The sequence below is a fragment of the Bacillus sp. FSL P2-0099 genome (genome assembly GCF_038007445.1).
Classification (GTDB): Bacteria; Bacillota; Bacilli; order Bacillales; family Bacillaceae_G; genus Bacillus_A; species Bacillus_A mycoides.
The window spans coordinates 1,597,259-1,619,440 of the sequence record NZ_JBBOXE010000001.1 but is presented as its reverse complement, the minus strand read 5'-3'; the positions used below and the strand labels follow the sequence as shown (position 1 = coordinate 1,619,440).

Here is a 22,182-nt window from a genome sequence, read left to right as displayed (position 1 = left end):
TTCCTATTATAACGTTACCTTTTTCTATTATATAGTTTTTTTACAAAAAAATCTGTGAAATATTAAAAAACAAAAAAATAAGACCCCAAGGCATGAGCATGAGGTCTTATACAATATGGTGCATCGCTTGGACAATATCTTCAAAATGAAAACTATCCGTTCGACCTTGTTTTAAAAACGTATTAATACCTTCTACTTTATTTTTACATTCAAAAATATAGGCATTTTCTTCATTCTCTTGAATTGTTCCTAATTTGAAATACAATTCATTTTCTTTATAAATAGATAAAATTTTTCTCATTTCATTTGCAACCTGCCAATGGTTCGGCGATACGATTTCTTCCATAATCCGACTTACCGAATCTAATACAGAAATGGCAGGGTAATGACTAAGAGTTGCGAGCTCACGTTTTAATACAATATGTCCATCTAAAATACCACGAGCTAAATCTGGTACAGGACCATTTAAATCATCACCATCAACTAACACTGTATAAATACCTGTTATTGACCCTTTTTGCGTTTTTCCTGATCGTTCTAATAACTTTTTCATATAACTTTCCATTAACAGTGTTTTACCACCGATCGGTAATTCCTTTACCGCAATATCAACACTTCGGCGTGCATCAGCAAAACGAGTAACAGAATCCATCATAAGTAATACGTTATTACCTTGGTCACGGAAATATTCAGCAATAGATGTTGCAAGCTTAGCCGCACGAAGTTGCATAAGGTGACTTTCATCTGACGTTGCTACAACAACGACACTTTTTTTCATACCTTCTTCGCCTAACTCTTTTCGAATAAAGTCTTTTACTTCCCGGCCACGCTCACCTACTAAACTAATAACGTTAATATCAGCTTTTGCGTTTTTCGCAATCATTCCAAGTAAAGTAGATTTACCAACACCTGATCCAGCAAAAATACCTATCTTTTGACCAATCCCAATCGTTAACATAGAATCAATTGATTTAATTCCCGTTTCAAATACATCTGTAATTTCTTCACGCTCAAATGCATGAATCGGCGGTGCATCCAATTTTATTTTTTGCAGTGGAATGTTCTCGGCATCTTCGTTTAACACTTTTCCATTTGCACTTAACACTTTACCAAGTAAATGATTACCACGGGGAACAACGACATCTTCTGTAATTAATGTAACTGCATCTCCGTAACATACTTTTTCTGTCTGTCCAAATGGAAGTAGCATATTATTTTCTTTTTCAATCGCAATTACTTCACATAAGACACTATGTTCTCCAACGAGACAAACATCTCCAATCTTTGCTTTCGGACCTTTCGCTACAAAAAACTGCTCTTGTACACTATGAACTTTGCCAACTTTCGTATAAAACGGTGTTTCAATAAATGTATTCCATTTATTATGTTCATTCATTAGCTCGTTGTTCATACATTTTGCTCCTCAAACAACTTCTCTTCTTCCCACTTATGACGAAGCTTCGCAAATATAGGCGCAAATTTAAACTCAAAAAACTCTTTCTCTTCTTCCAGAACAAATTCGCCAAACTGTAAAGAAAAATCATACTTCCATTCTACTAATTGTAGTAGCCAATACTCTTTCGTATTTTCTTTCTCTTCTTGTATACGTTCAAATGTTTCTGGATGAACCGTTATAATTAATTTTTCAAATGAAGTAGGCAATGTTTGCACGATGCCTGTTAAAATCGGCAAAACGTCTAATAAGCGCGAATCTACCGCTTGATTCACTACTTTTTCTGCTAACTGAAAAGATTGATTCCATAATAACTCTGTCCATTCGTATGCTGTTTCTTGTTGTTCTTTTTGAAACTGTATACGCGCTGCTTCCATCTGTTCCATTTGTTCATGAATATGCATTTGAAACTGTTCTTTATCTTGCAACAACTGCTGACGCTCTCGTTCTAGCATTTGCTGCTGCTGCCTTAGTTGATTCATTTCAATATGTAATGCATCTTGCTGTGCAAGAAGTTCTGCATGATCCACTTGTATCTCTTCTTCAATGTGAACTGATACTGGTTTCGGAAATTGTAATTCATACGTTTCTTCAGAAAAAGAAACAGAATTCTTCGGAATTCTGTTTTTAAATAAGGACATCATCTTCACCTCTTTGAACGATAATTCTTCCTTCTTTTTCTAACTTTTTCACCGTACCTGTAATCGTTTGTTGTGCTTTTTCAGCATCCGTCATCTTAAGCGGTCCTAAGCCATCTAACTCTTCAAGAATCATCTCTCTACGGTTTGAAGACATACATGTAAATAGTTTCTCTTTAATTTCTTCTTTTGCAATTTTAAGTGCTTTCGCGATAACACCGTTATCTGTAATTTCCTCTAATACACGGCGAAGCGCAAGATCCTCAAGACCAAGTAAGTCTTCAAAGACAAACATATTTTCTTTAATTTTCTCAGATAACGCATAATCGACTTCATCCAGCTTTTGAAAGACTGTTTTTTCAACACCTCGTGAAACATTATTTAAAATGTTCACTATTGTTTTCAATCCATCTGTTTTATTAATAGCACTAAATGCCATATTATTTAATTTTGCTTTTAATAACTCACCAATTTGATTAATTAATTCACCATCTACTTGTTCAAGCTTTGCAATACCCATTACCGTCTCTACACGTTTATGATCTGGTAATCTCTCAATTAATTGAGAAGCAAGTTGCGGCTTAATATAAGAAGCAATAATCGCTATCGTTTGTGGCGATTCATCATTAAGCACTGTAAGAAGTGGCTCTAAATCTGTAAGTGAATTTAAGAATTCAAATGGATTATCTTTGTTATACCAAAGGTCTTCCAATAATTTTTCCAACTCGTCTTCTGGCATATTTTTAAATATACGACGAATGTATTCTTTATCTGGAGTTACTAAATTCAACTCTTTTACATTTAGTTCGTACAAAAACTCCCCTAGTACATTTTCTAACGTTTCTGGTTTATATACACGAAACTTCGCGATTTCGCGAAGTAACACTTCTTTTTCCTCAGCCGTCATATATTCAATGACTTTTGCTGCCACCTCTTCGTTTAATGTACGAATGAGGATGGCAGCTTTCTCTTTGGAGGAGATTTCATCTAACATTGTTTTTCCTCCCTTACTGTCCGTTTAACCATTTTTTAATTACTTTTGCAGTACCTTCTACATGCTCTTTCGTAGCTTCCTGCACTTGATCATCTAATGTAGGTTCTGATGGTTCTACCGGTTCTGGCTTTGGCTCTGGTACTATTTTTTCTTCAGGAATTTCCAGGATACTTTCACTACTAGCAGCAATTTCTTCTTCTGCTAAGTATTCTTCATATTCCTCTTCTTCTCTCTTTTTCTTACGTCTTGCTAAGAAGAACCATACTAGGCCAATTATTGCTAGCAAGCCAGCTGTAATTCCACCGAATAACCACCAGTTCATACCACTTTTTTCTGGCTCTTTCTCTTTTTCAACTTTCGGCTGGTCGAACTGAACAGTTACAACGTTAACTTGACCGTTTGTAAAGTTTCCATTCGGATCAGCTTGAAGCCCAGCTGCTGTGCCAATCGCTTCTTTAAATGTTGTCATATCAATTTTTCGTTTTACTAACGTATCGTTATCTACCCATACAACAACATTTATTTTTGTTAATTCCGGATGTTTCTTAATTGTTTCAACTGTTTTATCTATTTCATAGTTTTCAATTTTGTTACCATTTTTATTATCGTAGACAACTTTACCGTTTTGATTATTGTTCGTACCGTAGTTCGGCACTTCACCGTTCGCTGTAATACCCGCACCTTGCTTCGTATCTGCTCCTTCTTGCGCAGTAGAACTTTCCTCTTGCTCTTGTTTACTGCGAAGTACACCTTTATCGCCATATTTTTCTGACTGACGTGTAACTTCATCGTAGTTTACAGACACTTTCGTATTCACTTTATATTCATTTGATTTAAACATCGTCATTAACGTTGCGTCAATATCTTGCTTTAATTTACCTTCAATTTGATGCTGCATCTCTACTTCTTTTTCATAAGAAGAGGAACTGTTAGAATGCGCTTCATCTGTTCCTTTTGAGATGATACCTTTTTTACTATCAATAACACTTACTTCTTCTGCTTTCACGCCAGGAACTGCCGCACTAATCATTTGCTGTATACCCGCAACTTGATCAGCTGTTAATAGTTGTCCACGTTTCACACCAACAGTAATTGCCGCTGTCCCTTTCGCTTTTTCCTCATCAAAAATTGTTTCTTTTTCCGGTAATGTAATTTGCACATTTGCCGTTTCAACTGTCGCGAAGTTTCGTACAATATCTTGCTCCAATTGCTTTTTCGTGCCGACAATCTGCTTCATTTTCTTATCTTGTTCACTTGAACCGAGTGAGCTTTCTAATAAAATTTCCTCACCGCTTTTTGAATTAAACGGCAAGCCCATTCCATTCATTTCTTTTCGAACCCATGGAGCATCGTTCTTTTGCACTCGAATCGAACCATCGGCTGCTAATTGGTAATCAACACCTAGCTTCGATAATTCTGCTGTAATCTCTTGCTTATCTGTATCATTTAAATTTTGATATACAACAACATATTTATCTGGCAAGGTGAAGTATAAAAGTGCTCCTGTTGCAATCGCTAAAAGCGCAGCACCAATCACTAACTTATGCCACGTTTTCAACGATTGGAAAACATTTTTTATCTTTTCCATTTAAATACACCCGTCCATTTTCCTAAATTTGCATATTAATTAGTGACTTATAATTTTCAATAAGATTATCGCGTACGAGAGCAGCTGTTTTCATTTGTGATTCAGCTTTCTTCTGCTGAATTAAAACGTCATGCGTTTCTCCTACCCCTTTTGTCAGTAAATCATATACTGCTGTTTGGGCATTATTTTGCGTTTGATTCATATCTTCCAATAAATCAATAAACTTTTTGCCTTCAACTACAGATTTTTCTGAAGTTTTCTGTGTGCCAATCGGCTGAATCGCTCCAAATGGCTGTGTATTTAACATTGGTTGAATTTTCATATTTCCCCTCTTCCCTCTTATCCTCGGCCGATTTCTAAATCTTTATCGAGCATTTTTTTGTTCGCATTTAATACACTTGTATTTGCTTCATACATTTTTTGAGCAACCATTACATTCGTCATCTCAGCTGTCACATCAATGTTCGGATAACGTACATATCCTTCTTCATTTGCATGCGGATGCGTCGGATCATACACAAGATTTTCATTTCGATCCGTTTCAATACTTTTTATTTTCACTCCGTTAGTAGGAGCTCCATCTAGCATACTTGCAAAACTATTATTTGATTCTAATACTACACTTCGACGGTGATACGGCTCTGCACCCGGTGCTCCCGTCGTATTTGCATTTACGATATTGTTAGAAGTAACTTCCATCCATTTTCTCGCTGTAGTTAGCCCTGAACCACTTGCATTAATTGCCTGAAACATCTTTGTCTCTCCTTTTAACTATTAACGTCCACGTGCTGCTTGGTTAATAGCGTATTGCGTATTAATTGCATTAATTGAAACACCGTATAATTGGTTTGTTTTCATTAAATCTAGCATTTCTGTCGTTACATCAACACTGTTTCCATCTTTATTCGTTTGCATTGATTTCGTTTGAATCTTTGCGTATGTATTTTTCGTATTTGCTGTCGGTAAGTGCATTACATTCGTTTGATATAAATCTGGATTACTCTTTAAATCCGCAGCATTTTTTTTGTATAATGCACTGCTCATATTCATTTTCTCAGCAAATGTTACATCTTGTGCTTTATAGCCAGGTGTATTCGCATTTGCAATATTACTAGAAACGGTATTTCGCTTCGTTACTAAATAGTTCATATAATGACTTACATCACTAACTAAATCTGGCATATTCCACACCCTTCCTTTTCCATCATGCTCGTTTAGCGCATGATCATCCACTGATGGAAGTTTCACTTTATTATTCATTTTCCTATATGTATTTATTTATTAAAATATTATCTATTATGTACCCTTACATATTTTATTCCATTTTTCCATTGTTGTCTTTAGAAAAATACAAAAATATAAAAAAGAATATAAAAAACTGTATACGCGTAGTAATCCATGTAACATTTTGATATATAAACAATAAAAAAAGAGCTTCCATACACTTCTCTCTATAAAATAAAGACATCTTATTTTTCATTGTTTGGATTATTACCATTCTTTTTATTACAGTCATAAAGTGAAACCTCAATCAGCGGAACGCCTTATTCAAACAATGGAATGGATCCCCTTTTAAAAGGGGTATCCATTTCCTTAATTTACCATTAAAATTTACCGTAAAACGAATTCGCTTTCATTCGTCCATCATTTGTCATAATCATTTCTTCCAAAAATTTTTGCTTATCTCGAATATGCTGTGCTGCCTTAATTATTAATGGACTCACTTCCGCTGCAACATCTGCGCGCGTCTCTTCATCCAATGTCATCATCCAGCGATTTAACATTGCACTCTTCTCAGCAAATTCCCCATCTGATACTTGCAATTCACCGATTTCATTAAAACAGCCGACAAACGCTCGATAAATATCATTGTTCATTTTCGAGTGCTCCGCGGTAACCGTCTATTAAATCTTGTAACACTTGTACAATCGCATCCATGTCTTTTGCTTCACGCGTTACTTTCATCGTCTGAATTTGAATGCTAATCCAATCGTATAAACCGAATAGACTATCATATAAATCTTTAGTAATCTCAGGATTTAATTGAAGCTTTAACTCTTCAAAAATACGTTCTAATTTTTCAAGAAGCGCATCTCCTTCTTGTAGTTTAAAAGTATTTAAAAGTTCTTCTAAATTACGAAACTCAACGATACATCTTTCATAAATAAAAATTGTATTTTTAATTGGATTACTCGTCATAATATCATTTTGCATATAACGTTGCCATGCTTGCATACAATCACTTCCTTAACTTTCATTAATCATCACTTTTTTGTTTTGTCATTGCTTTAATTGTTTTTAGTTGGCTATCTAGCGCCGCTAATGTACTTTCTAGCTTTTGATACTTCTTCACAATCTCATCTTGTTTTTGCAGATTTTGTGTTTCAATATCTTTAATCTTTTTATCTAAATCACTTACACGTGAATCGATGTTTTTTACACGCTCTCCGACTACACCTTTATCACCAAATAGTTTATCAAGTGGTTCTTCCATCATCTTCCCTAAACCGTTAGAACCAAAGAAAAATTGCTTCGCTGCATCCGGCTTGTCTTTTAACGCTTTTGTTAATTGTTCATCATTAACTTCCATCGTCCCGTCTTGCTTTAATTGGATACCAAATGAGAATAAATAATTACCGTCTTGAGAAAATGTCACGACATTATTCATCGCTTGACGTACACTTTGCATAATGGCTTGACCTTGGAAAGCTCCACCTTTCCCAGCAAAGATATCTACTGTAGAAACAGCTTTATTATAATCCGCCACCATCTTTTTAATAACATTCGATGCATCTGTTACGTTTGAGTCACTTACTGTAAACTTCAGATCTATACCTTTTGCTTTTGGATCTGTTGTTGTACCTGCATCTGGTGTTCCTTCTGCTTTCGGCTCAGTTACTTTTAACAATTCAATTTTCACGCCCGGAAGAGCTTCAATTGTATTGGTAAAACTTTCAGTTTCAATACCATTAATACTATATTTGGCATTTTGCGCTTCATTAATTGTATTGACTGCTGTCCCATCCGCCTTAGCTAAACCAATATCTTGAAACAGTGTAGATGTGTTCCCCTTAAAATTAATTTCTCCATCTGTTCCTTCTTTTTTCGAGGACATAAAGATTTTATCTCCAAGTGTATAAGCCGATACACCATAATCTCCGTCATTAATTTTGTTAATTAAATCTTTATATGTCATATCAGTTGTTACTTTTAGTTCTTTACCGCCTAGTTGTAATGTTTCATCTTTAGGAAGCTTCGCATTTATATCAGCAATCTTATTAGAGGCTATTTGATGACGTTGTGCAAGCTGTGTAATCGTCATATTAAAAGTTCCTGCAATCGCTCCACCATCAGCTTTTACATTAATATAACCGTCTTGTGATGTTGTTACCTTTTTCTCATTTCCTTTAAAAGCTGCTAAGTTTTTAAAAGTCTGTGTAAAAGAACTAAATTCTGATTTTAAACTTGTATATAATAGTTTATCGTTTGAAAGATCACTCTTTTCTTTCGTATACGGTGCTTTTCTCATATCTAACGCTTGCATTTCTAATTCTACAAAGTTAGAAGTATCGATCATATTATTTCCGAGGTTCCAAATCTGTTGTCTACCACCAATACCTGTTAACGTCCCTGCCATATTTCTCACTCCTTATTGTTTACATATAATCTAAAATGCTCGTTTTACTCATCGTACTAACTGCTTTAAGCGTTGCTTCATACGTTGCATTAATATACGCTAGGTCAGAAATTGCTACCGCTAAATCAACATCTTCAATTTCTTTACGATTTTCTTGAAGCGCTAAATTTTGCTCGCTTAAAATTGTTTTAAACGTTTCCATTGTGTTCATTGTTGAACCAACTTCAGTTGTACGGTTAATGACGCTATCTAAGTTCTTCTTATTTTCTCCTAATAACGGTTGCAAAGCTTTTTGATCACCGTTATTCAGTGCTTCACTCATCTGTTTTAACGTTTTTATAACTGGGGATAATAATTCTTCTCCGTTACGAAATGCTTTTAATTGATAACCGTCATTTAGTTGCCAGTTCACATCATTTTTTCCACCTTGATACGTACCATCTTCTGTGAATGGAACTTGTTCAGCGCTATCCCCACCGAAAATATAACGGCCTTGCTCTTTCGTATTCGCTAAATATACAACTTGTTTTAAAATTTGATCAATCTCTGCACCGATTGCCTTCAATTCTTTTTCACTATTCGTCCCATTTAGCGCTTGTACTGTTAATTGATCCGCTCTTGTTAAAGATTTAAAAACACCTTGTAATGTATTTTCAGTTTGTGTTAATACATTTTTCGAATCCGCTAAATCTTTTTGCATTTGTTCAATATTTGCTAACGAATGCTGAATCGCAAATGATTTACTTGCCGCAAGTGGGTCTTCGCTCATAAAAAGATTTTTCTTACCTGAAGTTACTTGATTTCGATGATATTGCTGTTGCACATTCAAATCCATCATCTGATTCTTTGCCCAGTTTGCATTTTGAAATGTAGATACTCTCATCTTTACCTTCTCCTTTATCTATATTTGAATTGGCGCGAAGAAGAAACCGCACCTATATACAGCTATCCTCTTCCCTCATAAAAAAAGACCTTTTCGTTTTCATTTAATTTACATGGGGGAGGACGCTTGCTAAACATGGCTATTCTCCCCCTTAACTTCCCATTCAACCATCTCATATCTCTGGTCTAACATCGCTCGGTCCACTAAAAGGCTCTGTCCGCTTCTACCCTGCGCCGGACCCTCTCTTCCATCACAATAAAAGCTTTTTCGATCCTTCTACATGTTATCTAATAATCGAAAACAAACTATCAAACACTTCATTCATCGTCGTAATAGCTTTAGAGTTTGCGACAAAATATTTTTGGAAAGCCATTAAATTAACCATTTCTTCTTCCATATTTACGCCTTCAATACTCATTTTTTCTTGTTGAATACCTTCTAATAAATCTTTATGAATATTTTGATAAGCATTCACTGCACTTTTATCAGAAGCTACACCAACTATAAATTGGTCTAATGCTTGTTTATAAGAAAGACCTTCTTTATAATCTCCATCTGTAATTCCTGCTAGTTTATTTGCTGTTTCAGCAGAGATTTTCATTTTCGAAACATCTTTTGCGAATTCAGGGTTTAACTGAATATCTTTCGCATGATCTCCAACGAAGAAATCTTTTCCCATCACTGTATTCACTTGACCTTTTACAGAACTCATTAATTCTTCAAGGTTTTTCTTATAACTAGCAATCTTCGCTTTCGTATCTATCGCTGATTGAATTGCTCCACCATTTAAAGGAATATCCGATCCATAAATCGCAACAGACATTGGTTCTTTTTCTTTATTTAATTGAAGTGGATATGTATCTTGTCCATTTACTGTTAAAACACCGTTCATTCTAACACTCGCGATATTAGGATTCATAGATTCATAAGATACTTCAATATTGGCATACTTAGACATCTCTGTAACGATGCGATCACGTTCGTCTAATAGTTGATTAGGTACTTGTGTCCCTGCTTGCCCAATTTTTTTATTCGCCTCTGCTAAACTAGCACCAAGACGATTAAATTCATTCACATGTGCTTCAATATCTTCTGTCGTCTGTGCTTCTGCTGTATCTAAATTTTTCGCAAGACGATTTATCTGACTTGTGAACTTCCCAGTTTCAGAAACTAATGTATCGTAATAGTTTGGTTGTTCTGGATTTTTTGCAACTTCCCGAAAAGCATTGAAGAATCCATCCATTAAACTAGATAATGAATTTTTCCCTGTCGTTCCTACCATAGACTCTACTCGCGATAAAGTAGAATTCATATATGCGTAGTAAGAGAACTGTGACAACTGATCATTAAATTGCTTCGTTTTCACTTCATCTGTAATACGGTCAACTCCTAATGTTTGTACACCATAACCGATTCTCTGTTCAGGCGTATGACCGTTACTTGCTCCAACAGATCCGTAATTTACCATTTGACGAACATAACCCGGCGTATGAATGTTAGATAAGTTTTGTTTTGTCGTTTGTAATCCCATTTGGGCCGCTAGCATACCAGATAACGGCGTATTATAATCAGATAATCTCATAATGCTTCACTTCTCCTTTACAATAGTTCATTCATAAAGATTTGCGAATTATTGTTTTTCTCCAAATTGTATTCAGAAACGGAATCCACAATACTTTCTGTAGTTTTTAATAGTACGTTTAAGTAATATTGATTTTTCAAAAGAATCATTTTTACATTTTCTTCTAATTCGTTTAAACTTTTTTGTAATTCTTCCATTTTTTCATTTTCTTCCTGTGAAAAATACGAAAATAGCGAACGCATACGCAACGGTTCAACTTGTTTTTCTTTACAAAGCTGAACAACCATTTCCTCAAAAGATCGCGATAATCCTTTAACACCTTCTATGTACTGCAATTGCTCTACTTGCAACTTTTGAACTGCATTTACATTTTTATTTTTTAAATTCTCATATATTTGTTCCCCAAGCGTTTGAATATTTTCATATGCCTTTTGAATAATAACGAGCTTTTCATATAATTGTATGTACATATAGCTTCCTTTCCTTTACAAGACTAAATTTACAATCAAACCATGAATTTCTCCAATTTGATTTAACATTTCTAAATGCCCTGTTTTCGTATTAATTAAATTCATAACATCTTCTAACTCAGTTAATCCCATTTCAGCTTGTTTTACGATCGTCATTTTCTGCGAATATCCGTAACGCGGATGACGAGACATAACATCTTTATACTGCAATACGTTATCAACGTAAAAATTCAAAAATGATTTTACAGTATTTTTGTATTCCATTACATTATCGAGCGTTAACTCTAATTCGATTTTCTCTTTAATTTCTCCAATGTTATCAACAAGTGCTTCCATTTGTTCTAACAATTTATCGTTTTTCGGATCTGCATGCAAATTATCCGAAAAAGCAAGTCCTGTCCTGACATTTGCTTCTTTCGGCATTTGAGTAGCAGGCGGTATATGCGATAAAATTGGATTATGCGAGATAGAACGCAGCATATATATCACCTATTTATTTTTTTATTTCCTTCTAAACTTAATCGTAAAATCTAGTTATTTATAATTATACTCTGTACAATGATATTTTGCAGTTATTTTTTATAGAAGATATGTTACAATTTAGCATGAGGTGGCACAAATCTATGAATATTTTTCTTTGTGGTTCAAATCAATTAACAGCATTAGATCAGGAAGAAATAAAAAAATTTTTAATTGACTATGCTCACAAACATAAAATTTACATATTATGTTATAAATCTATTGAAAATGAAGTTCTTCGTTTTTTCATTGAAAATGAAAGGCTCGCTCAAAATTTATGCCTTTACACACTACAACCGTTACAAGTATTAACAGACGAATTTCAAGAAGTCGTTGATTACTTAAAAAAACACGGAGCCGAGTATATCGCTTTTGATCATCCTTCCGACTCCATTTATCGATCAGATTATATGTTTTTTGTAAAGCAAATTGTCGAAGATACCGATTTAGTTCTCTGTTTTTATAACGGAGATAAACATACGTCTGTCATTCCCGTTGACGTTGCAAAAGAAGCAGGAATTGATGCTGTTATTTATGATTTACCAGGCTTACATGAAAAGCAGATGAAAAAAAGCTTTGAACAAAAAATTCGTATGATGTAAAGGGGGAGGCACAATATCGTTATTGTGCCTATTGTAAATATGAAAACTGAACAAGATTATGATTATTTTATCACGAGTTTTAAACAACAATTTAATATGGATATTGCTTCCTATAAACAAGATAGAATGCGCCGAAGAATCGATGCTTTCATTTCGAGAAAAGGTTTTGAAAATTACACAAACTTTTCAAATCATTTACGTACTGATCAAACGTTATTTTTAAGTTTTATTGACTATATTACAATTAACGTATCAGAATTTTTCAGAAATAAAGATCGCTGGCAAACGTTAGAGACGAAAGCTCTACCAAAGCTACTTGAACAAAATAATGGTAAATTAAAAGTATGGAGTGCCGCTTGTGCTGCTGGTGAAGAGCCGTATACACTCTCTTTAATCTTATCGAAGCATCTAGCTCCATTTCGCTTTGAAATCCAAGCAACAGATCTCGATTACCATATTTTAGAAACTGCAAAACGCGGTCAATATACAGAACGCTCTTTAAAAGAATTACCTAATGATTTGAAACAGCGTCATTTCACAAAAGAAGATGATACATATATATTGCATCAAAACATTAAACAACAAGTCACATTCAAACAACATGATTTATTAATGCAGTCATTCGATACAAACTACGATTTAATCATTTGTCGTAATGTAATGATTTACTTTACAGAAGAAGCAAGAGTAAAGCTCTATGAAAAGTTTAGTCGTTCATTACGAAAGGGCGGCGTACTATTCGTTGGTAGCACTGAACAAATTTTAACACCTGAACGCTACAATCTTCAGCGCTTTGATACATTCTTTTACGAAAAAGTATAAAAGAAGGTCGTCATAATTAAAATGACGACCTTTTTTATTATATAATACGAATCAATATGATACCTATAACCCACATGAAGAGAAATAGAGCCGTAACAGACCATTTATGCTCTTGAATCGTATGTTTCAACGCATGAGATAATTGCGTCATATTCATTTCTGCAAGTGCTCTCCACACGCTCACATCACGTTCTTTAGAAATACGATCTGTACCGCTAATTAAGATTGTTTCATTAGACAATTTCGTCATGTAAGCTGTAATAACCGTTATCATTAAATTTATATTTCCTTCTGAAGAATCACTTTCCACTCTAGAAATGAGAGCACTTACGTCAAGTAAAGGAATATGTACTTTTCGCCCGAATGAAAGCTGTACTTCAGCGAAATCATACGTCCCATCGAGTAACGGAATATCTTTTATATACGCTTGCTTAATAATCCCTTGTAAACTTCTAACAATTTGTTCATATATTTTTTCCGATTGCTTTCCTTCCTCGGACAACATATGTAACTTTGAAAACAACTGCAACACCGTATCCATTTCCTTAGAAAGCATTTCTTTTACAATCTTTCCATCACCTAAACTTGCAAGCAAAATCCCTATTTCATTGTTTTTCGAAATGATTTTGGGCTGCCCAGTAAACACAAGGTTACTCCGCTTTCGTTCTTTCTGAATTTCATGTTCTGAAATAGCTGCAGGCTGTTTTAATGGTTGTAGCGTCTTATTTTCAATTGTAGTACGTTTAATTTCCATCTAAGCGCCTCCACTACTATCAAATTATTAGCCCCACTCTTTATTACTCTTTAAAACTAAAAATAGTACAAATAATCCTGACATAACAGCAAACACATTAGAAGCCTGTACTCCCTGCTCACTTTTTTCCTCTTTCTTTTCTTGTTGTTCTTCTATTTTCTCTTTCTTTTTAGAAACGACTTGATTGTCATTTTCGCTTTTTTTCTCTTTATGAACCTTCACATTATTTACTTCCTTGTTGTCTGTTAACGACTCTTTTATAACGTAGTTGATTTCCTCTTTTTCTTTCAACGGCTCTTTTATATAAGAGTTCACTTTCTCTTCTTGCTTTGGAATTTGAACAACTGGAAGTTTTTCTTCTGGAAGTGGCATCTCTATTTTCGGATCTTCCTGCTTCTCAATTTCTTTCTTATCTTCTACTTCATTTTGATTCTCTTGCTCTTCTATCTTTTCATCATCTTTCACTTTTTGTTCGATGATAGAAACGATATATTCACTCTCTGTCACAAGTTTGTTACCTGCCCCATCTGTTACTTCCACAATAAGTTGATGCGGCCCAACAGGTAAAGCTTCTGTTATTTCAAATATTTTCTGCCAATCCATGTCGCGTTTATTATAGTCTAATAAAAAAGTAATATCGTTACCGTCTTCTTTTCCTTTTAATATAACGCGCACTTCTTTAACAACCGATTCTATATCTACCGTTTGTACTCGTATATGAACGGATTCTCCCTTTTTCCGTTCAATTAAGTTCCCTTTTGCCTCATCAATACTAACTTTCTCTAACTTTGGCAATTCTTTATCTATAGTTGGTGCTTCATTGTTTATACGAATGAGCGGGACATTTAATTCGTTCTCTATTACTTCTTCCTTCTCATCTTCTTTATAGCTTTCAACGAGCCTAAGGTTCCAATCACCTTGTAAATCATATATTCCGGCCTTATAATTAGCGATCCATCGCTTCGTTTCTTCTTCATACTCAAAAGATATTATTCTCTCTTGTCTGTACTGCTCACCATTTTTTTGTAATTGTAATATACCTTTTACACTTTGAATGTTTTTTTCATTTGGTTCTACAGCAATCCACACTTCTTCGCCAACCTTTAGCTCCTGCTTATTAACTGTAATAACCCCTCGGTCTGTTTCTATCGTTCTTTCTTCTTTTTGTTCTTTCCCTTGCTCATTTTCTACTACTTTTTTTTCATCTTCAACCGAGGGCATTTCCACTTGTTCCGGCTGTTCCTGAACTTCTTTATTTTTTCCCTCTTGGTCATTCATTTCGCTTATATTTTGATCTTGTACACTTTTTTCTTCTGCCTGCCCTTGTGATGGTGAAAATATGCATATATGTAAGAATAGCCAACTAACTAGAAAAAACTTTACTTTTTTCATCTATTTGTTCAAACTCCTATTTTGACGCCTTATAGCGATTTCGTCACTTTTACTCCGAAAAACCCATCTACATTTACAAGTTCTCCATACGCCACTAATACATCGTTCACATAAATTTGAATCGGTTCATCAATATCTTCATCAAGTACGACCGCTTCATTTTCTTGTAGACTTAAAATATCTTGAATTGTTCTCACTGTACTTCCAAATACAAATTTAACATTCATTTCTACATTTTGTAGAATAGATGTATCCATATATACTGGTTCAACTTGCTTGACTTCTTTATATTCAATTGGCTGTACGACTGGTGCAGGAATTTCTTCCTCTTCAACAACTTCCTCAACTATTTCTTCTTGCTCTTCCACCATTGGATATAGAAGTCTTCTAACCATTTCTTTCGCTTCTGATATCGGTAGTATTTGATACATCTTTGATTGAAGGAGATCACCAATTTCAAGATTAAAAGTAATTTGAACGAGTTCGTCAACTGCCATCGACTCTCCCAAATACTCCATTTCTTCTTTTAAAGAAACAAATTTAACGTCTGGTGGTGTCATATCCATTTTTTCTTTAAACATTTCTGACATCGCTGTTGCAGCATGCCCCATCATTTGGTTCATAATTTCTTTAATGCCACTTAACTCTAATTCACTTAGCTCTTTCTCCGGATCAATTTCACCCGTTCCCATCATCATTAAATCTACCATTGTTAAAGCAACATCTTTCGTAAATACGAATACATTCTCATTTTTTAGTCCTTCAACAAAATCGACATTTAAAATAACAAACGGAACCGGTACTCCTTCATAATGACGAACATTAATCGCCTCTACATTTGGTGTACTAATAGTGACAGGCTGATTTAAAAGCGTCGATAGTACTGTTGAAGCCGAACCGATTGAAATATTCGCAATTTCACCAAGCACATCTTTCTCTTCTTGTGTTAATTGCTCTTTTTCTACATGCTCTTCTACAATCTCAGTTTCCTGCACTTCCGCCGGCTCATCTATTTCTTCTTCCACACCACCAGATAATTGTAACAATTTATTTATCATTCGCTTCGCATGTTCAACTGAAACAACCTGTACAAGCTGAGAATTCACAAGATTATCTATTTTTAATTCAAACGATACTTTAACAACCATATTATTCCCATTAATACCAGAAATCTTCTCCATCTCTTCTGTAAGTTGCACAACTTTAATTGTTGGCGGAGACATGTCTACCGTATCTTGGAAGAATTCTGACATAGATGTTGCTGCGAATCCCATCATTTGATTCATAGCTTCTTGTACTGCACTTAGCTCTAATTCACCAAGCTCTTTTCCCTCTTCAACTTCACCTGTTCCCATCATCATTAAATCAGCAATAGATAAAGCAACATCTTGTTGAAGAACAAGAAGATTTTCCATATCTAATCCTTTTGTGAAATGGATATTTAATACAACATGTGGAATTTCAACATCACTTGTATCATATAAATCTACCAATTCTACTTGAGGAGCAGTAATACTTACTTGCCTATTTAAAATTGTTGATAATACAGTCGAAGCTGAACCAAATGATATATTAGCGATTTCACCAAGAATATCGCATTCTTGAGGCGTTAAATGTTCATTTTCTTTTTCTAGCACAATTGTGCCAGTATCCCCTTTTGTGTGTTGCTCAGGCATTTTTCCTGCCTCCTCATTTTTGTTTTTCTATCAAATGATTTAAACTCTCTATTACACTCGTTATATTTTACCAAACTTATCATCCGAATTGTGAACATGTATTTACTTCCACAATATGTGTAAACGACGGTTTTCATATACTTATATTATTAATTCTACCCAAAAAGCTCCCCAATTGTATACAAGTGGGGAGCTTCCTTCATTCCTATTATAAACCTTCTGGGTTTAAAATGAGGACCACTCGTCCATCACCGAGAATTGTCGCACCAGAGAAATAGTTAGAGCTCTCTGCAAAGAAATCACCTAATGACTTTAAAACTATTTCTCTTTGACCGATAATTGTGTTTACGATAAGTCCATAGCTACGATGTGTATTACGAACAATTAACACAGGAACCATTTGACTATCATATGATGCGAACGCCTCATCTACTGTTTTTTCACCAAATACAGTACTTAAATGTTTCACTTCAATAATTTGATTGCGATAGTTTAAAACGTCTTTCCCTTGTAACGATTGTATGTCTTCTTTCTTAATTCGAATGGCTTCAGCAATATTGCCAAGAGGCAAGGCATAACGCTTATCATTTGTTTGAACAAGCATTGATTGAATAATAGACAATGTTAAAGGAAGTTCAATTCTGAATGTACTTCCTTTTCCTTCTTCAGAATCAATAATTAAATGCCCACCTAAACTATGAATCGTATGTTTAACAACATCTAATCCAACCCCACGTCCAGAAAGGTCAGATACAACTTCCGCTGTACTAAATCCCGGTTGGAAGATAAGATCAAAAACTTCACGATCCGTTAATTTATTTGCCTCTGATTCCGTTACAACACCATTTTTTATCGCTTTTTCTAATACTTTTCCTTTATGAATACCATTTCCATCATCAGTAATTTGAATTACGACATGATTTCCACTATGAAACGCCTCTAATTTAATAGTACCTGTCTCATTTTTCCCGGCATCACGTCGGTTTTCGACAGTTTCAATACCATGATCAATTGCATTACGAATTAAATGAACGAGTGGATCACCAATTTCGTCAATAACAATTTTATCAACTTCAGTATCTTCACCTTTAATTTGTAAATCGATTTTTTTACCTAAATCTTTCGCTAACATACGTACCATACGCGGAAAACGATTGAAGACCGTTTCAATTGGTACCATACGCATATTTAATAATACATTTTGGATATCTTTTGAAATATCCCCTAATCGATTTAAATGCTCGATTAACTCTTTATTTTGAATCGTTTCTGCTAATTCATCAATTCGTCCACGCTCAATTACACTTTCTTCAAACATATTCATTAATCTTTCGATTTTTTCTAACTGAACACGAATAGAACGATTCTCTACTTTAGCATTTTTCGTTTTTGTATTACTTTTAGCCGGTGTAGTACTAGCTGTTGGAGTTCGTGCCTCTAGAGATGGATCCAGCTGCGTTGCTGCAATAGATTGTACGATTCCTTCTTCAGCTATATCTCCTTGCTTCACTTCTACTTTCTCAATTTCAGAAACGTGAAGCACCACCTGTTTCAATTCTTCAACACTACGATCAGTATCCATATATACTGTAAACTCAAATCCAAAAGCATCCGCTTCGATTTCTTCAATGCTTGGAACCGTTTTTTGTATATCCCCTACATTTTGTAATGCTTCAATACACATAATGGCACGTACTGCTTTTAAAATGGCTTGTTGTTCGACGGTTATATATACTTCATGTGAAACTGTATCATCATTGTTTATACTACTTTGCTCTACTTGTTCCATAGAAGCTTCTACATTCCCATTTAATAATGCTTCTAATTTATGCTTTGTAGATACAACATCAATATTACCCATTCCGCCCTGCTGCACATCTGTAACCATCTTTTCTAAATTATCAATGCACTCAAAAATAACATCAATAATATTAGCATTCACCATCATATTTCCATGACGGATTTCGTCTAAAACATTTTCCATCTTATGAGTTAAATCTGCCATTTCCGCAAATTCCATACTCGCAGACATACCTTTAAATGTATGAGCTGAGCGGAATATTTCCCCTACAACACCCATATCTGCAGGATTCTGTTCTAAATTTAGCACATTTTCATTTAGCGACTGTAAATGTTCTTCTGCTTCTTCAAAAAATATATTTAATAGATCTGTTTGCATTTTAATCCCCTACCTGTCTAACAAACATTTCATTTATGTATAACAATTTAGTGTTTTACAACGAGAAAAAAGGGGGCCACACGTCTATCCGCTATCATTGATTTGATTCTTTGTGGCACCCCTTCTATATTAGCTATTTGCTACTTTTGTTAAAGCTTCGATAACACGATCGGCTTGGAATGGCTTTACAATAAAGTCTTTTGCCCCGCCTTTAATTGCATCTAATACCATACCTTGTTGTCCCATTGCAGAACAAATAACAACCTTTGCACTCGAATCAATTTTCATAATTTCTTTTAATGCTTCAAGTCCGTCCATTTCTGGCATAGTAATATCTAGTGTTACAATATCAGGTTGAAGTTCTTTATACTTTTGAATCGCTTCTACCCCATTCTCTGCTTCACCGATAACTTCAAATTCTGAATTACTTTTTAATAAGTTTTTAATCATTGTTCGCATAAACATTGCATCGTCTACAACTAAAATTTTATGTGCCATTCTTTTTGGTTCTCTCCCTCTATGTATAAATATATCTTAATATTTCACCTTATCATTCTCACTCATTATACAAAATAAAACGAGAAAATTTAATATTTTTTTAAAAGAATTTCTGTATTTTTATTATTTTATTAATAAAATGGAAATATATTATTCTTTAATATATATTACAACGCGCCGGTTTTTCTCCCAATTTTGCGGTGAATCATTTGATGCTACTGGTTTTGTGTCCGCATATCCTACCGCTGCTAATCGTTTATCATCTACATTATACACTTCAATTAAGTGGTGAATCATATTAGCTGCTCGTGCTGAAGATAATTCCCAGTTGGAAGGAAATTTTTCATTATGAATCGGTCTACTATCTGTATGTCCTTCTACAACAATTGGGTTTGGTACCGATTGAAAGAACCCTACTAATTGACTAATTACTTCTTTTGCTTCCGGCTTAACATTCGCATCGCCTGTATCGAATATTAAGTTATCTACTATAACGATGCTAACACCTGTATCTTCTCGATATACATTCACTTGACTAACACCATTATTATCTACATATGCTTTTAACTTTTTATACAATTCATCCATTCGTTTTTTTGAAACTGCTTTTTCATCATTTTTTTCATGTGAAATATCTGGTATTGTACCTTCCATTACTTTCGCATCCACTTGTTCTGCATCACTAAACTTTTCAAGCATCTTCGATAATTTTACTGTATCTTGTTTTGATGTAGCAACTAATAGTACAAAAAAAGTCAATAACAACATCGTTAAATCAGTAAAAGTCGTCATCCAACGAGGCGATCCTTTTTGCGGTCGTTTTATCATCACCATACCACTCCTTGAAATATTAGGCTGCTCGTTTTTCTTTTTTTATCTTCGTTTCATATACGTATGTATCAAGTTTTAACTTTAACTTAGAAGGAATTTGTCCTCGGTAAAGCTCTGTGATTGCTTCTATTACAAACTTCTTCTCTGTATACAAATCTTCAATGCCACGATACACTTTTTCAGATAACGGTATTGCAATCATGTTTGCAATAACAGATCCATACAATGTCGTCAACATAGCAACTGCCATTCCTGTACCAATTTGCGCTGTATCTTGCAAGTTTTGAAGCATAATAATAAGACCAATTAAAGTTCCTATCATACCCCACGCTGGAGCGAAATCACCAATCTTATCTAATAATGTTGCTCCTTTTCTTAACTCATATACTTCTGTTTCAACATCTCTCATTAATACTTCTTTTAATTCTGCTTCATCATATCCACTTAACATTAAACGAATCCCCTTTTGAATAAAAGGATTGTCTACTTGCTCTCCATCAACTTCTAACGAGAGTAAACCATGTTTTTTAGACTTCCTTGAAAAATCAACGAACAAATCCGTTAACTGTTCTAGATTTTCCTCTCTTCTATGTAAAACAGTAAAAATACTTTTCGTATATTTTTTTATTTCTCCAAATCTATATGCCACAATAATTGTCGCTGTTGTTCCCCCTATAACGATCAAAATAGATGAAACATCTAAGAAATTTTTAAAAGCTTTTATTCCACCACCGCCAAGCATGATCGCTGCAATTAAAATAACGAAACCTACTACAATGCCAAAGGGGCTAGAAATATCAAACTTCCTTTTTTTCCTTTGCGGTCTAGCTAATCCTTGATTTTCGTCTCCCATATTCCTGCCCTTCCTTTTTCGTTTTCGTAAAACATTTTTTTATTTTAATAATGCGTTTTCACATATAACAATCATTATACGCGTATCATCTATTTATCGCAATATACTCATTAAATTGACACATTTCATTTCTATATTAGAATTATAGTATGGAAATATGAGGAGGATCACGATGGAACATAACATTTTACAAGTCATTGCATTAGCAGAAAAACTAAAATATGAAATGCGACATAGTTGGCTTTCTAACGGACGTCAAGAAAGTGTTGCTGAACATACGTGGCGTATGTCCCTAATGGCTATCTTAGTTGAGCCTTATTTGGATCAAAAAGTAAATATAGAAAAATTACTTAAAATGGTTATTATTCATGACCTTGTCGAAGCAGAAGCTGGTGATATTCCTGCCTTTGATACGATGAATAGCCGTGAATTACAATTACAAAAACAGAAAAATGAGCTAGAGGCCATTTTAAATATTAAACGTACACTAGAAGGTCCTCTCGGCGTGGAATTATACGATTTATGGATGGAGTTCGAAGCGAAAGAAACGTATGAAGCAAAAGTTGCTAACGCACTTGATAAACTTGAAGTGAAAATTCAGCATAACGAAGCTGATATTGATACTTGGCTACCAATTGAGCATAAAATGACTTTCCAAGTTGGTAAACATACAGATTTTGACTCTTTCTTATCTAGATTACAAAAAATCATTGAACAAGACGGAGAAAAAAAATTACTAGCTGCTGGCATTGACGTTGAAGCATGTAAACAATAACCATTTAATTATGAAATAAGACACTCAAAATGAGTG

24 protein-coding genes are annotated in these 22,182 nt (G+C 34.4%); 3 read left to right on the top strand and 21 right to left on the bottom strand.

From position 1 onward, the window contains the following. Positions 1 to 106 precede the first annotated feature (106 nt). From fliI to MKY90_RS08285, 14 genes are all read right to left on the bottom strand, one after another. The gene (gene fliI, locus MKY90_RS08350) at positions 107 to 1,411 is read right to left on the bottom strand and encodes a flagellar protein export ATPase FliI (protein ID WP_002086485.1); all 1,305 of its coding nucleotides are present in this window, start codon (positions 1,409 to 1,411) and stop codon (positions 107 to 109) included. Beyond that, entirely contained in the window at positions 1,408 to 2,094 is a 687-nt protein-coding gene (locus tag MKY90_RS08345) for a FliH/SctL family protein (protein ID WP_033706611.1), read from the bottom strand. The genes fliI and MKY90_RS08345 overlap by 4 nt, the downstream gene beginning before the upstream one ends. Further along, complete coding sequence (gene fliG / locus MKY90_RS08340; protein WP_002030936.1) at positions 2,081 to 3,085, bottom strand: flagellar motor switch protein FliG; 1,005 nt, start codon at positions 3,083 to 3,085, stop codon at positions 2,081 to 2,083. Before fliG ends, MKY90_RS08345 begins: the two co-directional genes overlap by 14 nt. 13 nt (positions 3,086 to 3,098) lie before the next feature. Further along, positions 3,099 to 4,673, bottom strand: a complete 1,575-nt coding sequence (gene fliF, locus MKY90_RS08335) for a flagellar basal-body MS-ring/collar protein FliF (RefSeq protein WP_341091018.1) — start codon at positions 4,671 to 4,673, stop codon at positions 3,099 to 3,101. A 22-nt stretch (positions 4,674 to 4,695) separates the two neighbouring features. Continuing rightward, entirely contained in the window at positions 4,696 to 4,995 is a 300-nt protein-coding gene (gene fliE / locus MKY90_RS08330; RefSeq protein ID WP_215587558.1) for a flagellar hook-basal body complex protein FliE, read from the bottom strand. Between the two features lie 17 nt (positions 4,996 to 5,012). Then, the gene (flgC, locus tag MKY90_RS08325) at positions 5,013 to 5,426 is read right to left on the bottom strand and encodes a flagellar basal body rod protein FlgC (protein WP_002030933.1); all 414 of its coding nucleotides are present in this window, start codon (positions 5,424 to 5,426) and stop codon (positions 5,013 to 5,015) included. A gap of 21 nt (positions 5,427 to 5,447) precedes the next feature. Further along, on the bottom strand, positions 5,448 to 5,933 hold the full coding sequence (gene flgB, locus MKY90_RS08320) for a flagellar basal body rod protein FlgB (RefSeq protein ID WP_002064629.1): 486 nt from the start codon (positions 5,931 to 5,933) through the stop codon (positions 5,448 to 5,450). A gap of 344 nt (positions 5,934 to 6,277) precedes the next feature. Then, positions 6,278 to 6,550, bottom strand: coding sequence for a hypothetical protein (locus MKY90_RS08315; protein ID WP_002141115.1), 273 nt, complete (start codon positions 6,548 to 6,550; stop codon positions 6,278 to 6,280). Then, entirely contained in the window at positions 6,540 to 6,908 is a 369-nt protein-coding gene (locus MKY90_RS08310) for a flagellar export chaperone FliS (protein ID WP_002012050.1), read from the bottom strand. The genes MKY90_RS08315 and MKY90_RS08310 overlap by 11 nt, the downstream gene beginning before the upstream one ends. A 22-nt stretch (positions 6,909 to 6,930) precedes the next feature. Further along, the gene (locus MKY90_RS08305; protein WP_002012051.1) at positions 6,931 to 8,310 is read right to left on the bottom strand and encodes a flagellar hook-associated protein 2; all 1,380 of its coding nucleotides are present in this window, start codon (positions 8,308 to 8,310) and stop codon (positions 6,931 to 6,933) included. Positions 8,311 to 8,329: 19 nt separating this feature from the next. Then, complete coding sequence (locus MKY90_RS08300) at positions 8,330 to 9,193, bottom strand: flagellar hook-associated protein 3 (protein ID WP_341091017.1); 864 nt, start codon at positions 9,191 to 9,193, stop codon at positions 8,330 to 8,332. Between the two features lie 283 nt (positions 9,194 to 9,476). Then, positions 9,477 to 10,775, bottom strand: coding sequence for a flagellar hook-associated protein FlgK (gene flgK / locus MKY90_RS08295; RefSeq protein WP_002141110.1), 1,299 nt, complete (start codon positions 10,773 to 10,775; stop codon positions 9,477 to 9,479). 17 nt (positions 10,776 to 10,792) lie between these two features. Continuing rightward, positions 10,793 to 11,245, bottom strand: a complete 453-nt coding sequence (locus tag MKY90_RS08290) for a flagellar export chaperone FlgN (RefSeq protein ID WP_002064619.1) — start codon at positions 11,243 to 11,245, stop codon at positions 10,793 to 10,795. A 15-nt stretch (positions 11,246 to 11,260) separates the two neighbouring features. Continuing rightward, entirely contained in the window at positions 11,261 to 11,725 is a 465-nt protein-coding gene (locus MKY90_RS08285) for a YaaR family protein (RefSeq protein WP_002141107.1), read from the bottom strand. Positions 11,726 to 11,868: 143 nt separating this feature from the next. On the opposite strand from MKY90_RS08285, the gene MKY90_RS08280 reads away from it, so the two are divergent. Both MKY90_RS08280 and MKY90_RS08275 read left to right on the top strand, forming a co-directional pair. Then, positions 11,869 to 12,366, top strand: coding sequence for a flagellar motor switch protein FliG (locus tag MKY90_RS08280; protein ID WP_002030924.1), 498 nt, complete (start codon positions 11,869 to 11,871; stop codon positions 12,364 to 12,366). A 39-nt stretch (positions 12,367 to 12,405) separates the two neighbouring features. Then, the gene (locus MKY90_RS08275) at positions 12,406 to 13,188 is read left to right on the top strand and encodes a CheR family methyltransferase (protein WP_142344638.1); all 783 of its coding nucleotides are present in this window, start codon (positions 12,406 to 12,408) and stop codon (positions 13,186 to 13,188) included. Between the two features lie 37 nt (positions 13,189 to 13,225). Here the strand turns inward: MKY90_RS08275 and MKY90_RS08270 are convergent, their stop codons facing one another. The 7 genes from MKY90_RS08270 to MKY90_RS08240 all read right to left on the bottom strand — a co-directional run bounded on the left by MKY90_RS08270 (position 13,226) and on the right by MKY90_RS08240 (position 21,371). Further along, positions 13,226 to 13,942, bottom strand: a complete 717-nt coding sequence (locus tag MKY90_RS08270; protein ID WP_341091011.1) for a hypothetical protein — start codon at positions 13,940 to 13,942, stop codon at positions 13,226 to 13,228. 27 nt (positions 13,943 to 13,969) lie between these two features. After that, a complete protein-coding gene (locus tag MKY90_RS08265) occupies positions 13,970 to 15,334 on the bottom strand; it encodes a transglycosylase (protein ID WP_341091009.1) in 1,365 nt (454 codons plus the stop codon). A gap of 29 nt (positions 15,335 to 15,363) precedes the next feature. Continuing rightward, positions 15,364 to 17,010: a flagellar motor switch protein gene (locus tag MKY90_RS08260; protein ID WP_215591074.1), complete on the bottom strand. Its 1,647-nt coding sequence runs from the start codon at positions 17,008 to 17,010 to the stop codon at positions 15,364 to 15,366. A gap of 208 nt (positions 17,011 to 17,218) precedes the next feature. Then, positions 17,219 to 19,189, bottom strand: a complete 1,971-nt coding sequence (locus MKY90_RS08255) for a chemotaxis protein CheA (RefSeq protein ID WP_088039092.1) — start codon at positions 19,187 to 19,189, stop codon at positions 17,219 to 17,221. Between the two features lie 129 nt (positions 19,190 to 19,318). Continuing rightward, the gene (locus MKY90_RS08250) at positions 19,319 to 19,687 is read right to left on the bottom strand and encodes a response regulator (RefSeq protein WP_000940577.1); all 369 of its coding nucleotides are present in this window, start codon (positions 19,685 to 19,687) and stop codon (positions 19,319 to 19,321) included. 150 nt (positions 19,688 to 19,837) lie between these two features. After that, entirely contained in the window at positions 19,838 to 20,515 is a 678-nt protein-coding gene (locus tag MKY90_RS08245) for an OmpA family protein (protein ID WP_002012067.1), read from the bottom strand. A gap of 22 nt (positions 20,516 to 20,537) precedes the next feature. After that, the gene (locus tag MKY90_RS08240; RefSeq protein ID WP_088039091.1) at positions 20,538 to 21,371 is read right to left on the bottom strand and encodes a flagellar motor protein MotP; all 834 of its coding nucleotides are present in this window, start codon (positions 21,369 to 21,371) and stop codon (positions 20,538 to 20,540) included. A gap of 172 nt (positions 21,372 to 21,543) precedes the next feature. Here MKY90_RS08240 and MKY90_RS08235 point away from each other — a divergent pair, with 172 nt between their 5' ends. After that, complete coding sequence (locus tag MKY90_RS08235; protein ID WP_002030912.1) at positions 21,544 to 22,146, top strand: HD domain-containing protein; 603 nt, start codon at positions 21,544 to 21,546, stop codon at positions 22,144 to 22,146. The last annotated feature ends 36 nt before the right edge of the window (positions 22,147 to 22,182 follow it).

Excerpts from the sequence above, each read along its gene's own strand:
- fliI (WP_002086485.1), bottom strand. The coding sequence starts at position 1,411 with ATGAACAACGAGCTAATGAATGAACATAATAAATGGAATACATTTATT.
- MKY90_RS08345 (WP_033706611.1), bottom strand. The coding sequence starts at position 2,094 with ATGTCCTTATTTAAAAACAGAATTCCGAAGAATTCTGTTTCTTTTTCT.
- fliG (WP_002030936.1), bottom strand. The coding sequence starts at position 3,085 with ATGTTAGATGAAATCTCCTCCAAAGAGAAAGCTGCCATCCTCATTCGT.
- fliF (WP_341091018.1), bottom strand. The coding sequence starts at position 4,673 with ATGGAAAAGATAAAAAATGTTTTCCAATCGTTGAAAACGTGGCATAAG.
- fliE (WP_215587558.1), bottom strand. The coding sequence starts at position 4,995 with ATGAAAATTCAACCAATGTTAAATACACAGCCATTTGGAGCGATTCAG.
- flgC (WP_002030933.1), bottom strand. The coding sequence starts at position 5,426 with ATGTTTCAGGCAATTAATGCAAGTGGTTCAGGGCTAACTACAGCGAGA.
- flgB (WP_002064629.1), bottom strand. The coding sequence starts at position 5,933 with ATGAATAATAAAGTGAAACTTCCATCAGTGGATGATCATGCGCTAAAC.
- MKY90_RS08315 (WP_002141115.1), bottom strand. The coding sequence starts at position 6,550 with ATGAACAATGATATTTATCGAGCGTTTGTCGGCTGTTTTAATGAAATC.
- MKY90_RS08310 (WP_002012050.1), bottom strand. The coding sequence starts at position 6,908 with ATGCAAGCATGGCAACGTTATATGCAAAATGATATTATGACGAGTAAT.
- MKY90_RS08305 (WP_002012051.1), bottom strand. The coding sequence starts at position 8,310 with ATGGCAGGGACGTTAACAGGTATTGGTGGTAGACAACAGATTTGGAAC.
- MKY90_RS08300 (WP_341091017.1), bottom strand. The coding sequence starts at position 9,193 with ATGAGAGTATCTACATTTCAAAATGCAAACTGGGCAAAGAATCAGATG.
- flgK (WP_002141110.1), bottom strand. The coding sequence starts at position 10,775 with ATGAGATTATCTGATTATAATACGCCGTTATCTGGTATGCTAGCGGCC.
- MKY90_RS08290 (WP_002064619.1), bottom strand. The coding sequence starts at position 11,245 with ATGTACATACAATTATATGAAAAGCTCGTTATTATTCAAAAGGCATAT.
- MKY90_RS08285 (WP_002141107.1), bottom strand. The coding sequence starts at position 11,725 with ATGCTGCGTTCTATCTCGCATAATCCAATTTTATCGCATATACCGCCT.
- MKY90_RS08280 (WP_002030924.1), top strand. The coding sequence starts at position 11,869 with ATGAATATTTTTCTTTGTGGTTCAAATCAATTAACAGCATTAGATCAG.
- MKY90_RS08275 (WP_142344638.1), top strand. The coding sequence starts at position 12,406 with ATGAAAACTGAACAAGATTATGATTATTTTATCACGAGTTTTAAACAA.
- MKY90_RS08270 (WP_341091011.1), bottom strand. The coding sequence starts at position 13,942 with ATGGAAATTAAACGTACTACAATTGAAAATAAGACGCTACAACCATTA.
- MKY90_RS08265 (WP_341091009.1), bottom strand. The coding sequence starts at position 15,334 with ATGAAAAAAGTAAAGTTTTTTCTAGTTAGTTGGCTATTCTTACATATA.
- MKY90_RS08260 (WP_215591074.1), bottom strand. The coding sequence starts at position 17,010 with ATGCCTGAGCAACACACAAAAGGGGATACTGGCACAATTGTGCTAGAA.
- MKY90_RS08255 (WP_088039092.1), bottom strand. The coding sequence starts at position 19,189 with ATGCAAACAGATCTATTAAATATATTTTTTGAAGAAGCAGAAGAACAT.
- MKY90_RS08250 (WP_000940577.1), bottom strand. The coding sequence starts at position 19,687 with ATGGCACATAAAATTTTAGTTGTAGACGATGCAATGTTTATGCGAACA.
- MKY90_RS08245 (WP_002012067.1), bottom strand. The coding sequence starts at position 20,515 with ATGATAAAACGACCGCAAAAAGGATCGCCTCGTTGGATGACGACTTTT.
- MKY90_RS08240 (WP_088039091.1), bottom strand. The coding sequence starts at position 21,371 with ATGGGAGACGAAAATCAAGGATTAGCTAGACCGCAAAGGAAAAAAAGG.
- MKY90_RS08235 (WP_002030912.1), top strand. The coding sequence starts at position 21,544 with ATGGAACATAACATTTTACAAGTCATTGCATTAGCAGAAAAACTAAAA.